This is a genomic window from Variovorax endophyticus (assembly GCF_025376855.1).
GTDB lineage: Bacteria > Pseudomonadota > Gammaproteobacteria > Burkholderiales > Burkholderiaceae_C > Variovorax.
The window spans coordinates 214,214-228,260 of record NZ_JAHUTH010000005.1; the positions used below are offsets into that span (position 1 = coordinate 214,214).

The following is a 14,047-nucleotide window of genomic DNA, read 5'->3' on the forward strand; positions in this document are numbered from 1 at the left end:
CTCAACGGACTTCCACGAACTTGCCGTCCTTGATCTCGACCATGCGGAACGCGGACACGTCCAGGCCCATGTGGTCGGTGGCCGACATGCGGTAGATGCCGCTCACGCCGACGAAGTCCTTGGTGGCCTCGATGGCATCGCGCAGCTTCTGCTTGTCGGTGCCGCCGGCGCGCTGGATCGCGTCGATCAGCAGGTACAGCGCGTCGTGCGCGTAGCCGCCGAAGGTCGACACGTCCATCTTCGCGGTCGACTCGTAGTCCTTGGCATACGACACGCTGACCTTCTTCTGCGGATCGGCATCGGGCAGCGCCTGGGCGATCAGCAGCGCGGGCGAAGGCATGCGGATGCCTTCGGAGGACTTGCCCGCGATGCGGATGAACTCGGTCGAGGCCTGGCCGTGGGAGGTGTAGAGCGGCTGCTTCATCGCGAGCTGCTGGTGGTTGCGCGCGATGATGGCCGGCGCCTGGCCGGTGCCGAACACGAACACGGCCTGCGCGCCCGAGGACTTGATGCGCGTGAGCTGCGGCGTGACGTCGGTGTCCTTCTCGCCGTAGGTCTGGTCCTCCACCACCTTCAGGCCCAGCGTCTCGGCGAGCTTGAGCGTCTCGGTGCGGCCCGACTTGCCGAAGCCGCCGGTGTCCGACAGCAGCGCGAACTGCGTGAAGCCGCGCTTCTTCATCTCGCCGAGCACCTTCTCGGCCGCCATGCGGTCGGAGTGCGGCATCTTGAAGACGTAGGGCTTGACCGGCTCGACGATGACCGAGGCGGCGGCCAGCGAGATCAGCGGCATCTTCGCGGCCTCGGCCTGCGGCACCATCGCCATGGTGGAGCCGGTGGTGGAGGCGCCGAGGATCGCGTCGACCTCGTCCTGCATGATCAGGCGGCGCGTGAAGGCATTGGCCTTGTTCGCGTCGCTGGCGTCGTCGTAGAGCACCAGCTCGAGCTTGCGGCCGAGCACGCCGCCGGCCGCGTTGATCTTGCGCACGTACATCTCGAGCGTCTTCTGCTGCGGATCGCCGAGGAAGGAGGCCGGGCCGGTGGCCGAGACCACGGCGCCGATCTTGATCGGCCCGGCCGCATGGACCTGCGCGGCCAGCGGCAGCAGCAGCGCGCCGGCCAGCAGCGCGTTGACGGCGCGGCGGCCGAGGGAGGTGGAAGTCTTGCTGTTTCTCATCGTCTTGTCTCCTGTCGTCGTTCTCTGGGGGGAAGGGATGCGGGCCCTCAGCGCGCCGGCTTTCGCCGCACGATGTGGATGGGGTGGACGCGCGGCGCGGGCGGCGGCAGGCCCAGCGCGCGTGCCAGGGTGCGGCCCTCGGGGTCGGCCAGCGCGGCTTCGCGCGCGGCGCGCACGCGCTCGGCCGCCTGCGCGAGCGCGGCGGCGTCGCCGGGCGGCGCGGCGAACCGGGCCTGCATGTCGTCGAGCACCGCGCCGAGGTTGCGATGGCCGCGCTCGCTGGTCTCGCCGTAGCCCTTGACCAGGTTGCCGCACAGCGCGATCTCGTAGGCCAGCCGCGGGCTCAGCGCGAGCGCGGCGCGCACGGTGTCGAGCCAGCGCTCGATCATGGCCTGCTCGATCGCATAGCGCGCGCCCGCGCGGCGCAGCACGCGCAGCGAGCGCAGGCCGCACAGCATGGCGAAGCCCAGCACGGTGTCGGTGCGCATGTGCAGGCCCACGTTGAGCCGGTGCGCCTTGTGGGCCAGGCGCCGGCGCAGCCAGGCCGAGGCGCGCGGCGGCAGCAGCGAACAGACTTCGTCGAGGCCCGGCTTCAGGTATTCGGTCAGCCGCAGCGGCTCGCCCTGGCGCGCGCCCACTTCCTCGCGCACCCGTTGCAGGCGCTCGCCGCGGGTCTTGAGGTCGGCCACGCGGATCACGTCCTCGTAGCTCATCCACAGCGCGAGATGGCGCGCGGTCTCGCGCGTCACGGGCAGCTCGCCGCCGAAGGGCCGCTCGAGCGCGAGCACCGCGTCGACGCGCTGCAGGTAGAGCGCGCCGTAGCGCGCGTCCTGGTAGTCGAGCACCTGCTGCAGGCCATGGCCCAGCAGTTCGTGCAGCGGCTCGGGCATGGCGGCGATGCGCGGGTCGACGGGCGCGCGCGGCGCCGCCGCGGCGGCACTGACGGCGGCATCCGGCGTGGGACGCGTCACCTGCTCGAAGCCCGCCGCGAAGCCCTTGAGGCTGGCCTCCACCGCCTTGCCCGAGGCGCGGATCGCCTGCTCGCAGGCCTCGCGCGAGAACGGCAGCGCGCCGCTGCCGGCCATGGCGCCGAACATCACGGTGTTGATCACCGTGCCGTGGCGCCAGGCCAGCGCGCGCATGTCGAACAGGTGGCTGTGCCGCGCGAGCTCGCGCGCGGCCTCGCTCACGCGCCGGCCGTCGTAGCGGCCGTCGCCCATGGCGGACTTCTCGGCCACCGCGAACTCGCGGTGCGTCGAGGCCACGAGCGTGGTGCGCTGCGGATGCACGAAGCCGCCCTGCAGCACGCGCCCCGCCTCCATCAGCTCGGAGGCGGCGACGATGTCGACGTCGCCCGGGCTCGGCGTGAGCGAGAACACCGGGCGCGCGCCGCCGAGCCGCGCGGTCTCGACCGGGTAGATCTCGATGTAGTAGTTGGTGGCGCCGGTGCGCTGCGCCACGCCGGGCACCGAGGTGCTCTGCACCGGGAAGCCCTGGGCCGTGGCCGCGGCGATCAGCCAGTCGGCCAGCACGCCGCCGCCCTCGCCGCCCATGGCGGCAACCAGCACGGTCACGATGCGCGGTGCGTCTTCGAAGGGGGTGTCGTTCATGCCGCCAGTGCCTCCGCGCGGTCGCGCGCCTTGCCGGCCATGAGGCCGATGACGCCGCTGCGCAGCCGATGCAGCAGGCGCTCCCAGGTGCCGGCGTTCTGCACGATCTCGGCCTTGTAGAACGAGGGGCAGAGGATGGCGGCGTGCGCGTTCTCGCCGCACAGGCCGCAGCCCACGCAGCCCTGGTTGACGGTGGCCACGGGATCGGTGCGCAGCGCGCTCGGGTTGGGCTTGATGGTGAGCGAGGGGCAGCCCGACAGCCGGATGCACGAGTGGTCGCCGGTGCAGACGTCGTCGTCGATGCCGAAGCGCGTGCGCACCACGCGCTCGCCGCGCTTGAGCTTCGCGGCCGTGACGGGCTTGATGCGGCGCTGGCGCTCGAGCTGGCATTCGCCGTCGGCGATGATGACCTTGAGGCCGCCCTCCTCGGTGGTCATCGCCTCCTGCAGCGTGTCGCGCATCTCGGCCACGCTGTAGCTGCGCACCTTGCGCACCCAGCCCACGCCCACGCCCTTGAGCGCGGCCTCGATGTCCAAGGTCAGCGGCTTGGCCGCGGGCTGCGTGGGCGACGAGGGGATGGCCTGCGTGCCGGTGGCCGAGGTGTAGCCGTTCTTCAGGATCACGAGCACCGAGTCCTGGCCGTTGTAGACCGCGTTGACCACGCCGCTGGTGAAGCCGTTGTGCCAGAAGCCGCCGTCGCCCATGATGCTGACGACCCGGTTGCCCATCAGCGGCGCGATGCCCGAGGAGCTCGCGAGGCCCAGTCCGTAGCCGAGCACCGTGCTGCCGGTGTTGAACGGCGGCAGGGTGCCGAAGGTGTGGCAGCCGATGTCGGCGCTGACGTGCACGCTGCCGAGTTCCTTCTGCATCAGCTTGATGGCGGCGAACACCGGGCGCTCGGGACAGCCGATGCAGAAGCCCGGCGGCCGGCTCGGCACGGGCACGCCCAGCGCCTCGACCGCGCGCGGCTTGAGCGCGGCCAGCGGCGCGGCGCTGTCGGCCACCCGCACCGCGCCCTGGTCGCCGAGCGCTTCGGGCCGCGCCTGGCGGATGAACTCGGCCAGGCCGCGCACCAGCACCTCGCCGGTGTACTCGCCGGCCATCGGGAAGATGTCCTTGCCGTGCAGCCGCGTGTCGCAGCCGGCCTTGCGCAGCATCGCGTGCAGCGCGTCCTCCATGTAGTTGGGCTGGCCCTCTTCCACCATCAGCACCGCGCGCTTGCCGCGGCAGAAATCGACGAGCTCGTCGGGCACCATCGGGTAGACCACGTTGAGCACCTGCAGCGGAATGCGGCTGTTGCCGAAGGCATCGGCCAGGCCGAGCTGCTGCAGCGCGCGCAGGGTGCCGTTGTAGAGGCCGCCCGGCAGCACCAGGCCGACGTCGGCGCAGTCGCCGTCGAAGCGTTCGTTGAGCCGCGCGTCGCGAATGTAGGCCAGCGCGGCCGGCCAGCGCGACTCGATCTTCATGCGCTCCTGCGCGTAGATCGAGGGCGGCAGGTTGATGTTGGCGAAATCGAAGCGCGGCTGCGAAATGGCCTCGCGCGTGGAGATGGCCGGCGCGCGGTTGTCCTTGCAGACGAAGCTGCCGTGCACGTGGCAGGCGCGGATGCGCAGCTGCAGCATGACGGGCGTCTGGCTCGCCTCGGACAGCTCGAAGCCCTGCTCCACCGCGTCGACGATCGAGCCCAGGTTGGGCCGCGGATCGAGCAGCCACATCTGCGACTTCATCGCGAAGGCGTGGGTGCGCTCCTGGATGATGCTCGAGCCCTCGCCGTAGTCCTCGCCGAGGATCACCAGCGCGCCGCCCTGCACGCCGGCCGAGGCCAGGTTGGACAGCGCGTCGGACGCGACGTTGGTGCCGACCGTGGACTTCCACGTGACGGCGCCGCGCACCGGGTAGTTGATGGAGGCGCCGAGCATAGCGGCCGCGCCGGCCTCGGAGGCGCTGTTCTCGAAGTAGATGCCGAGCTCGTCGAGCAGCTCGCGCGCATCGCCGAGCACGTCGATCAGGTGCGAGACCGGCGCGCCCTGGTAGCCGCCGATGTAGCTCACGCCCGATTGCAGCAGGGCCTTGGTGACGGCCAGGATGCCCTCGCCGTGGAATTCCTCGTTCGCGCCCAGCGAGAGGCGCTTGACTTCTTCGGCGAAGGATCGCTCCATGGTGTTCTTTGTCTCCGGCCGGCGCCGCGGGAAGCGCCGCATTTCATCGTGGGTGGCTCGTGGACGGGGACTTTAGGAGTACCTGCTTATTTGCCCAATCGATGGAGTGGGAGTTACACATCGATGAATTCGATGTGATGTCGCTCGATCGCGGCCAGCCGTCCGCGCGGGACGAGAGCGTTCAGTTCACCAGGTGACCGAGCCTGCGCATCGCGTCGCCGAGCCCCTTGCGGCTGCGCTCCATCGCGGCCCAGGGCGCGTTGCCGATGTCGAGCCGCTCGGCGATGGTCGCCACGGTCCAGTGATCGGCGCTGTCGACCTCGAACAGCTCGTCCCAGTCCAGCGGCACCGACACGCCCAGGCCCGGCCGCGCGCGCGCCGACCAGGCGCTGATGGTGGTGGCGCCGAAGCCGTTGCGCAGGTAGTCGGCGAAGATTTTTCCGACGCGGTTGCGCGGCCCGCTCTTGGCGACGATGCGCTCGGGCACGCTGCGCGCGAGCTGCTGCACGATGGCCTGCGAGAAGCCCTTGACCTCGTCCCAGCCGTGCGCGCGCCGGATCGGCACCACCACGTGCAGGCCCTTGCCGCCGCTGGTCTTGAGGAAGGACGGCAGCCCGAGCTCGTCGAGCAGGGTGCGCACCAGCAGCGCGGCCTCCTGCATGCGCGGCCATTCGACGCCCTCGCCGGGGTCGAGGTCGAAGGTCATGCGATCGGGCTGGGCGAAGGCGCGCGAGAGCGCGTTCCAGGTGTGGAACTCCACCACGTTGAACTGCGCCGCGCCGAGCAGTCCCTCGGCCGTGTCGATCTGCAGCAGCGGCGCGTGGCCGGGATCGAGCGCCGGGTCGAGCAGGCCCACGCCGGCCATCTCGCCGTGCTGCGCATGCTTCTGGAAGAACAGCTCGCCCGCGATGCCGTCGGGCGCGCGCACGAGCGCCACCGGCCGGCCGCGCAGATGCGGCAGCATCAGCGGCGCGACGCGCGCGTAGTAGGCGGCGAGCTCGCCCTTGACGATGCCGCTCTTCGCGTCGACGAGGCGGTCGGCATGGGTGATGCGCGGCGTGGATGGCTGGCGGTCGGCGGCCATGGTTCGTTTCCTTGGTCCGCCATGTTCGTGCTCGCCCGGGGCCGCGGATGTAGGAACGCGACGGCGCGCCGTGTATTCCTCGCGCTCAGGCCGTGCCGTCGAGCCGCCGTTCGCTGGGCCGCGCGAAATAGAACCACTCGGTGTCCGGCAGCGCGAGCGCGTTGGGGAACACGATGCAGCCGTCGTCGGGCGCGGTCACGGGCGTGCCGTCGTGCCGCGTGCCGATGAGCTCGCCGCGCCGCACCGGATCGAAGGTGGCCCAGTCGCGCGCGAAGCGGTCCTCGGCATGCAGCCGGTCGGTCACGCTGGCCAGGCGCAACAGGCGCGGCGGCACGTCGGGGCCGGCCGACAGGCCCGGCGGCAGCGCCGCCATGCCCAGCAGCGCCAAGGTGCGGCGGATCGCGCGCCAGGCCACCTCGGGCGCCTGCGGATCCTGGTGCTGGCCGCATTCGAGCGTGACGCCGTAGCCGCCGCAGCCGCGGATGTATTCGTTGGTGCCGCGGCCGAAGTCGATGGCGGCCTCGTCGACCGCGGCGCCGCGCTGCGCCAGGCCCGCGGCATAGATGTCGAGCCAGCCCTCGACCACGATCGGCGTGCCCAGGTGCAGCGCCAGCCGGCCTTCCTCGGCGGCGCGCGCGAAGGGCTCGAGGGTGCCGGTGTTGTCGCGCGGGCCGATCATCGCGAAGGCCTCGCCCGCGCTCTGGAAGGAATGCAGGTCGAGCAGCACCTCGTGGCGCGCGATCACGGGCGCCAGCACATTGGTCACGCGGGCCTCGTAGTCGGCCGGCTCGGCCGCGGGCTTGAACAGCCGGTTGAGGTTGCGCTCGCCCTCGCGCTGCAACCGCCGGCGCGCCAGCGGATTGGCCACCGGCACCAGCGTGAGCTCGCCGCGCAAGAGCGCGAGCTCGCCCGCCGCGAATTCGGCCAGCACCCGCTCGATGCCGGCGGTGCCGCTGGTCTCGTCGCCATGCACGCCGCCCATCACGAGCAGCCGGGGACCGGGGTTCAGGGAGGCGAAGGCATGGAGACGGATGCTGTCGTGCGCGACGGCGTCGAAGGGAGAGGAAGCCATGCGGGGATTATGGGGAGGCGCCATGACGGGCGCAAAGATGCTCCTCTTTTCATAGCGCCGATCCTCGCGGCAACGTGGAAAGCAGAAGCCTACAGCGGCCCCCTGGACTGTCCTACCAGGTGCCCGCGGGTGGCCGCGCAAGCTGGATGTCGATCAACGACCGAAGGGATTCTCCATGGCCAAGGACAACACCGCGCCCCGCAAGCAGCCCGCCGATCCGCAGCAGGATGCGGGCGGTGGCAAGACCAAGGTCGAACAGGGCGGCGAGTCGTCGCCGCGGCTGCCGCACGAGCACGACCAGTCCTCGGACAGCCAGCAGACCCGCGACGGCAAGCCGACCGAACGTGGCCGCCGCGCGCATGACGACGTGGAACGCGGCCTGGTCGACACCGACCAGGGGCTGCGCGCCGACAAGGTCGGCGAGCAGTCCAGGCGCTGAGTCGACGGCCCGCGGCCGCTCAGGCGGCGGCCACGCCCGCGAGCTGCGTGCGCATCTGCGAGATCACGGCGCCGTAGTCCTTGGCGTTGAAGATCGCGCTGCCGGCCACGAAGGTGTCGGCGCCGGCCGAGGCCACGCGCGCGATGTTGTCGGCCTTGATGCCGCCGTCGACCTCGAGGCGGATGTCGCGCCCGCTCTGCTCGATGCGCTTGCGCGCCTGCTCGATCTTGCGCAGCGCCGAGTCGATGAAGCTCTGGCCGCCGAAGCCCGGGTTGACGCTCATGATCAGGATCAGGTCGATGTCGTCGATGACCCAGTCGAGCACCTCGAGCCCGCGCGCCGGGTTGAACACCACCCCCGGCTTGCAGCCGGCCGCGCGGATCGCCTGGATGCTGCGGTGCACGTGCGGCGTGGCGTCGGGGTGGAAGCTGATGTAGTCGGCCCCGGCCTGCGCGAACGAGGCCGCGAGCGCGTCGACCGGCTGCACCATCAGGTGCACGTCGATCGGCACCGGCGTGCCGTCGGCCGTCTTGGCATGCGGCTTGAGCGCCTGGCAGATCATCGGACCGAAGGTCAGGTTCGGCACGTAGTGGTTGTCCATCACGTCGAAATGGATCCAGTCCGCGCCCGCGGCGATCACGTCCGAGAGTTCTTGGCCGAGCTGGGCGAAGTCGGCGGAAAGGATGGAGGGGGCGATGCGGAAGGTCATGGGCGGCGATTGTCGCAGCCGGCCAAAGGCGCAGCGGAGCTCCCGGACTTCTACGCCTGCCAGGGATCGACGAGCGCGACGCCGGTGCCGGCATAGCCGCCCGTGTCGCGCGAGACCACCGCGAGGCCGTGCTGCGCGGCGGTGGCGGCGATGATCAGGTCGGGCTGCGAGAAGGTGCGCCCGGCCTTGCGGCCCTGCTCGACCATCAGCCGCCACTTGAACATCACGTCCTCGCCGACCGGCAGCACGCGGTAGCCGAACATCGGCCGCAGCTGCAGTTGCAGCCAGTCGCTGAGCTGGGCGCGCTTGTGGATGTCGGCCACCAGTTCGATGCCGAAGCGGATTTCGGCGAAGGTGACGGTGCTGACGAACAGGCTTTCCAGCGGCTGTGCCGCGACGAAGGCGACCACCCGGGGCTCGGGGCGCGGGCGCCGCAGCTCGGACAGCACGTTGGTGTCGAGCAGGAAGCCGCTCACGGCATCACAGCTCGACGCTGCGCACCGGCGAGGCTTCGGAGGCGCCGACCGACAGCTCGATGTCCCGATGGGGCGAGGCCTGCAGCATGTCGACCAGGGCCTGGCCCGTGCGCGCGCCCTGCAGGCGCTGGAACTCCTCGGCCGCCATCACCACGACCTCGTCGCGCCCGTGGACCGTGACGTGCTGCGGCCCCTCGCTGTGGACGCGGCGCACCAGTTCGCTGAAGCGCGCCTTGGCGTCCTGCAGCGGCCAATGGCCTGGAAGAGAAATTCTGGTCATACCGACCAGATTATCCCTTCTTCGCCATTTCCGCAAGAAAGCCGGCCCGGCACCGGGAAGCTCCCCCCGCGCCAAAAACCAGCAGTTACCATCGCGCGCATGTCACACAGCCCCCTGTCCATCGAGGTCGAGCCGCGCTACCTCGCCGACCAGTCCTCGCCGAAGGAAGGCATCTACACCTTCGCCTACACCATCACGATCACCAACACCGGCTCCACCGGTGCCCAGGTGATCGCGCGGCACTGGCTGATCAACGACGCCTCGGGGCATGCGCAGGAGGTCAAGGGCCTGGGCGTGATCGGCCAGCAGCCGCTGCTGGCGCCGGGCGAGAGCTTCCGCTACACCAGCGGCTGCCGGCTGCAGGCCGCGAGCGGCACCATGCATGGCAGCTACCTCGTGGTGACCGAGGACGGCGAGCGCTTCGACGTGCCGATCCCGATGTTCGTGCTCGAGGCCGACGTCGGCGGCGCGCCGGTCTCGCGCGTGCTGCACTAGCCCCCGCCCGGGCACCCGCACGGACACCTTCCCGCTGCGGCATCTCCCTCCTCTTCTCCCTTTTCGATCCCTCTTCCCATGGCTGCCGCTTCGCGCGACCTGCAGGGGCTGCTCGCCGGCCTCGATCCTTCCGCCGACGTGGCTCGGCGCCACATCTGGCTCATCGACCTGTTCGACTGGCTGCGCGGCGACCGTGCCTCGCCGCAGGCGGCCATGGGCCGCGTGCTGCTGCTGCTCGACGCCATCGAGGCGCGGCCCGAGCTGCGCGAGCGCGTGCGCGCCTGGTGGCGCGCCTTCACGCGCGACGTCGACCTGTCGACGCTCTTGGCCGACTACGGCTTCGCGCCGCGCACCGCCTTCCTCAGCGAATTCAACGAGCGGCTGCGCCGCAAGATCCTGCCGGGCACGCCCGAGACCACCGATGCCTCGGAGCTGTTCCGCATGGTGCTGCCGGGCGTCTTCGACGCGCGCTGGATCGCGCTGCTCGAAGCCTCGCAGCTGGTGCGCATCGGCGCGCTGCTGGCCGATGAAACGGCGGACGACGGCACCGCCGTGCCGCGCTGGCGCGCCACGCTGATGGACGCGATCACCTACTGCGCGAGCCAGCTGGTGGCCGCGGGCTTCTCGTCCGAGCTGCGGCTGCGCATGCGCAGCACCGAGGAGAGCCGCCCCTTCCATGCGCTGATGGCCGAGCTCGACGAGCTGCGCGAGCGGCTGTTCGACGACCGTCCGCGCGACGAGGCCGCGGTGCAGGCGGCCTTCGTCGCGTTCCGCGACCGGCTCGATGCCTGCCGCGCGAGCGCCGCCTCGGTCTACGAGCACCTCGAGGACAACGGCATCTCGGTCGGCCTGGTGTTCCGCGTGCGCCAGATGCGCGAGCGGGTGCTGCGCATCCGCGAGCTGCTCGACGGCCTGATGTCGCCCACGCCCGCGGTCGGCATCGCGCGGCTGGTGGCCCGGCTGGTGCAGGCCGGCAGCGAGCGCAACAGCATCCGCGCGCTGATCGCCTCGAACTCCTCGATGCTCGCGGCCAAGGTCACGGAGCGCAGCGCCGAGACCGGCGAGCACTACATCACGCGCGACCGCGCGAGCTACCGGCAGATGGTGCGCAAGGCCGCGGGCGGCGGCGCGCTGACCTCGCTCACGGTGCTCGCGAAGTTCGGCATCTACGCGCTGGGCCTGTCGGCCTTCTGGAGCGGCCTGGGCTCGGGCGTGATGTACGCCGCCAGCTTCGTCGCGATCCAGCTGCTGCACCTCACGCTCGCCACCAAGCAGCCGGCCATGACGGCGCCGGCGCTGGCCGCGCGGCTGCGCGGGATCCGCGCCGACAGCGGCCTCGACGAATTCGTCGACGAGGTCGCCAACCTGGTGCGCTCGCAGGTGGCGGCGGTGCTGGGCAACGTGCTGGTGGTGGTGCCGGCGGTGGCCGCGCTCGCCATCGCCTGGCAGCTGGCGCTGCAGCGGCCGCTGCTCGATGCCGCGCACGCGGGCGCGGTGCTGCGCTCGCTGTCGATCGCGGGCCCCACGGTGCTGTTCGCGGCCTTCACGGGGGTGCTGCTGTTCGCCTCCAGCCTGATCGCGGGCTGGGCAGAAAACGCCTTTGTCCTGCACAGGCTGGACTCCGCCATGCGGTACAACCCCCGCATCGGCGCCGTCCTGGGTGCCGCCCGGGCCCGCCGATGGGCCGACTTCATGCGCACCCATATCTCCGGCTTCGCCGCCAACATTTCGCTGGGCCTGATGCTCGGACTGCTGCCCGCGGTCGCGGGCTTCTTCGGGCTCGGCCTCGACGTGCGCCACGTGACGCTGTCGGCCGGCCAGATCGGCGCGGCCGCGGTGTCGCTCGGCCTGCCGGCACTGCAGCAGCCGCTGCTGTGGTGGGCGGTGGCGGCGATCCCGGTGATCGGTGCGCTCAACGTGAGCGTGAGTTTCTATTTCGCCTTCCGGCTGGCGCTGCGCGCGCACAGCGTGAGCCTCGCCGACCGCGCCCGCATCCGCGGCGCGCTGCGCGAGCGCTGGCGCAGCCGGCCCACGAGCTTTTTCCTACCCGCATGAACCTGACGAGTCTCACCGCCGACCTGATGGGCTTCTGGTCCGAATGGGCCCGCCCCTCGGCCGGCCTTCCCACCGTGCTGTGGTCGCTGCTGCTGGCAGCGGCCGCCGCCTCCGGCCACCTGGTGCGCCGCTACATGGGCATGCCCAAGGTGGTCGGCTATTCGATCGTGGGCACCATCGTCGGCTTCGCCGGCTTCGAGGGCGCGATCTGGCCGCTGCGCGGCATCAGCCTGTTCCTGCTCGAGCTCGGCGTGGCCGTGGTGCTGTTCGAGGCCGGCGGCCGCTTGCCGCTGCGCTGGTTCCGCCACAACCCGATGGTGCTGGTGCAGAGCCTGCTCGAGGCCACGCTGACCTACTTCGGCGTGTTCTGGGTGCTGCGCCTGCTGGGCCTGCCCGACCCGGTGGCCAACCCGCTCGCGCTGATGGCGATCGTCGCCTCGCCGGCGGTGCTCAGCCGCGTGATCATGGACACCCGCGCCGCCGGCCCGGTGACCGAGCGCGCGATGACGCTGGCCACGCTCAACACCTTCTACGCGCTCGCGCTCGGCTATGCGCAGGCCGGGCTGATCGAGCGCGCGCCGCAGACCGTGCTGCAGAAGCTCTACCCGATCGCGGTGGTGCTGGGCCTGTCCTTCGTGGTCGGCGCGCTGATGGCGCTGGCGCTGCGCACCGCGCTGCGCGTGATGAGCCCGACCAGCGAGAACACCTCGCTGCTGCTGCTCGCGCTGATCGCCGCCGGCGCCGCCGTCACCGCGCACATCGGCGGCTCCGCGCCGCTGGCCGCGCTGATCGGCGGCGTGCTGCTCAAGACCCTGAACCCCAAGCCCTGGGCCTGGCAGCGCCAGCTCGGCACCGCGGCCTCGCTGCTCACCATGCTGATGTTCGTGCTGGTGTCGATCGTCGCGGCGCAGGCCGACTGGACGCTGCCCGTGGCCAGCGTGGTGCTGGCGCTGATCGCCGTGCGCATGGTCGCCAAGATCGCCGGCGTGGCGATCGCCAATCCCGGCAGCGGCGCGAGCTGGAAGCAGGCCTTCTGGGTCGGCTGCGCGATGTCGCCGCTGTCCTCGATCGCGCTCCTGATCGCCTCCAATTTCGCCACCGCCTCGCCCCTGCTCGGCACCATGATCACCCAGGTCGCGCTGCCCTCGATCCTGCTGATGGAGCTGCTGGGCGCCGTGCTTGCCACCGTCGCGATCCACGCGGTGGGCGAGAGCTCGGTGCCCTGGGCGCCCGAGGCCTTCAGCAGCACCGCCGAGGACACGCAGCGATGAGCAGCAACACGACCCCCACCCCGACCGCCGCGATCGACCCCGACAGCGACGACGTGCGCTCGGCGCCGCTGCCGGCCGATCCCGCGAGCCGTGCCGTCAAGCTCGAGCCCTTCAACAAGTCGGAGGCGCTGTCGCTCGGCGTCGAGCTCGAGCTGCAGCTCGTGAACACGCACGACTACGACCTCGCGCCGTATGCGGAAGACATGCTGCGCCTCATGGCGCAGACCCCGCTGCCCGGCAGCGTGGTGCCCGAGATGACCTCGAGCATGATCGAGATCTCGACCGGCATCTGCCATTCGGCGCAGGACGTGATCGCGCAGCTCACGCCGATCCGCGACGCGCTGATCAAGAACGCCGACAAGCTCAACATCGCGGTGGTGGGCGGCGGCACGCATGCGTTCCAGCAGTGGCACGAGCGGCGCATCTACGACAAGCCGCGCTTTCGCGAGCTGTCGGAGCTCTACGGCTACCTGAGCAAGCAGTTCACCATCTTCGGCCAGCACGTGCACATCGGCTGCCCCGATGCCGACTCGGCGCTCCTGATGCTGCACCGCATGTCGCGCTACATCCCGCACTTCATCGCGCTGTCGGCCTCCTCGCCCTTCGTGCAGGGGCAGGACACGCAGTTCGACTCGGCGCGGCTGAACTCGGTGTTCGCCTTCCCGCTGTCGGGCCGCGCGCCCTTCACCACGAGCTGGAAGGAATTCGAGGCCTACTTCGAGCGCATGACCCGCACCGGCGTCGTGCGCAGCATGAAGGACTTCTACTGGGACATCCGGCCCAAGCCCGAGTTCGGCACCATCGAGATCCGCGTCTTCGACACCCCGCTGACCGTGGCGCGCGCCGCCGCGCTCGCGGGCTACGTGCAGTCGCTGGCCGCCTGGTTCCTGCAGGAGCAGCCCTTCGAGCCCAGCGAGGACGACTACCTGGTCTACACCTACAACCGCTTCCAGGCCTGCCGCTTCGGCCTCGACGCGGTCTACGTCGACCCCGCCAGCGGCCAGCACATGCCGCTGCGCGACCACATCCTGATGACCATGACCCAGCTCGAATGGCACAGCGAGGCGCTCAACGCCACCCAGGCGCTGGGCGAGCTGCGCACCAGCGTCGAGACCAACCGCAACGACGCGCGGTGGCTGCGCGAGCGGCAGGGGCGCGAGCGCCTGCTGGCGGAGGTGGTGCGGCAGGCGTCGCTGCGCTTTCGCGGGGCGGCGTAAGAGGCG

At 71.0% G+C, this 14,047-nt stretch carries 13 protein-coding genes; 5 read left to right on the plus strand and 8 right to left on the minus strand.

Features of this window, described 5'->3' with window-relative positions; all coding sequences use genetic code 11:
* Position 1: 1 nt before the first annotated feature.
* The 5 genes from KV106_RS08895 to KV106_RS08915 all read right to left on the minus strand — a co-directional run bounded on the left by KV106_RS08895 (position 2) and on the right by KV106_RS08915 (position 7,099).
* A complete protein-coding gene (locus KV106_RS08895; RefSeq protein WP_261209135.1) occupies positions 2 to 1,174 on the minus strand; it encodes an ABC transporter substrate-binding protein in 1,173 nt (390 codons plus the stop codon).
* Between the two features lie 47 nt (positions 1,175 to 1,221).
* Positions 1,222 to 2,784, minus strand: coding sequence for an indolepyruvate oxidoreductase subunit beta family protein (locus KV106_RS08900; protein WP_261209137.1), 1,563 nt, complete (start codon positions 2,782 to 2,784; stop codon positions 1,222 to 1,224).
* Positions 2,781 to 4,943, minus strand: coding sequence for a thiamine pyrophosphate-dependent enzyme (locus KV106_RS08905; RefSeq protein WP_057593312.1), 2,163 nt, complete (start codon positions 4,941 to 4,943; stop codon positions 2,781 to 2,783). The genes KV106_RS08900 and KV106_RS08905 overlap by 4 nt, the downstream gene beginning before the upstream one ends.
* 181 nt (positions 4,944 to 5,124) lie before the next feature.
* Positions 5,125 to 6,027, minus strand: coding sequence for a non-homologous end-joining DNA ligase (gene ligD, locus KV106_RS08910; protein WP_409976499.1), 903 nt, complete (start codon positions 6,025 to 6,027; stop codon positions 5,125 to 5,127).
* Between the two features lie 85 nt (positions 6,028 to 6,112).
* Positions 6,113 to 7,099: a succinylglutamate desuccinylase/aspartoacylase family protein gene (locus KV106_RS08915; protein WP_261209153.1), complete on the minus strand. Its 987-nt coding sequence runs from the start codon at positions 7,097 to 7,099 to the stop codon at positions 6,113 to 6,115.
* A gap of 175 nt (positions 7,100 to 7,274) precedes the next feature.
* On the opposite strand from KV106_RS08915, the gene KV106_RS08920 reads away from it, so the two are divergent.
* Positions 7,275 to 7,538, plus strand: a complete 264-nt coding sequence (locus KV106_RS08920; RefSeq protein WP_261209155.1) for a hypothetical protein — start codon at positions 7,275 to 7,277, stop codon at positions 7,536 to 7,538.
* A 19-nt stretch (positions 7,539 to 7,557) separates the two neighbouring features.
* Here KV106_RS08920 and rpe read toward each other — a convergent pair whose 3' ends face one another.
* From rpe to KV106_RS08935, 3 genes are read right to left on the minus strand one after another with little or no spacing between them, the layout of a single operon-like run.
* The gene (rpe, locus tag KV106_RS08925) at positions 7,558 to 8,247 is read right to left on the minus strand and encodes a ribulose-phosphate 3-epimerase (RefSeq protein ID WP_057593315.1); all 690 of its coding nucleotides are present in this window, start codon (positions 8,245 to 8,247) and stop codon (positions 7,558 to 7,560) included.
* Positions 8,248 to 8,297: 50 nt separating this feature from the next.
* Positions 8,298 to 8,723: a type II toxin-antitoxin system VapC family toxin gene (locus tag KV106_RS08930; protein WP_261209178.1), complete on the minus strand. Its 426-nt coding sequence runs from the start codon at positions 8,721 to 8,723 to the stop codon at positions 8,298 to 8,300.
* A gap of 4 nt (positions 8,724 to 8,727) precedes the next feature.
* Positions 8,728 to 9,003, minus strand: a complete 276-nt coding sequence (locus tag KV106_RS08935) for a type II toxin-antitoxin system Phd/YefM family antitoxin (RefSeq protein WP_261209180.1) — start codon at positions 9,001 to 9,003, stop codon at positions 8,728 to 8,730.
* 99 nt (positions 9,004 to 9,102) lie between these two features.
* On the opposite strand from KV106_RS08935, the gene apaG reads away from it, so the two are divergent.
* The 4 genes from apaG to KV106_RS08955 all read left to right on the plus strand — a co-directional run bounded on the left by apaG (position 9,103) and on the right by KV106_RS08955 (position 14,041).
* Positions 9,103 to 9,498: a Co2+/Mg2+ efflux protein ApaG gene (apaG, locus tag KV106_RS08940; protein WP_261209182.1), complete on the plus strand. Its 396-nt coding sequence runs from the start codon at positions 9,103 to 9,105 to the stop codon at positions 9,496 to 9,498.
* Between the two features lie 78 nt (positions 9,499 to 9,576).
* On the plus strand, positions 9,577 to 11,553 hold the full coding sequence (locus KV106_RS08945) for a site-specific recombinase (protein WP_261209184.1): 1,977 nt from the start codon (positions 9,577 to 9,579) through the stop codon (positions 11,551 to 11,553).
* Positions 11,550 to 12,824 carry a cation:proton antiporter gene (locus KV106_RS08950; protein WP_057593323.1) on the plus strand — a complete coding sequence of 425 codons (1,275 nt, stop codon included), beginning with the start codon at positions 11,550 to 11,552 and terminating at the stop codon, positions 12,822 to 12,824. The genes KV106_RS08945 and KV106_RS08950 overlap by 4 nt, the downstream gene beginning before the upstream one ends.
* The gene (locus KV106_RS08955; RefSeq protein ID WP_261209187.1) at positions 12,821 to 14,041 is read left to right on the plus strand and encodes a YbdK family carboxylate-amine ligase; all 1,221 of its coding nucleotides are present in this window, start codon (positions 12,821 to 12,823) and stop codon (positions 14,039 to 14,041) included. The genes KV106_RS08950 and KV106_RS08955 overlap by 4 nt, the downstream gene beginning before the upstream one ends.
* Positions 14,042 to 14,047: the final 6 nt, after the last annotated feature.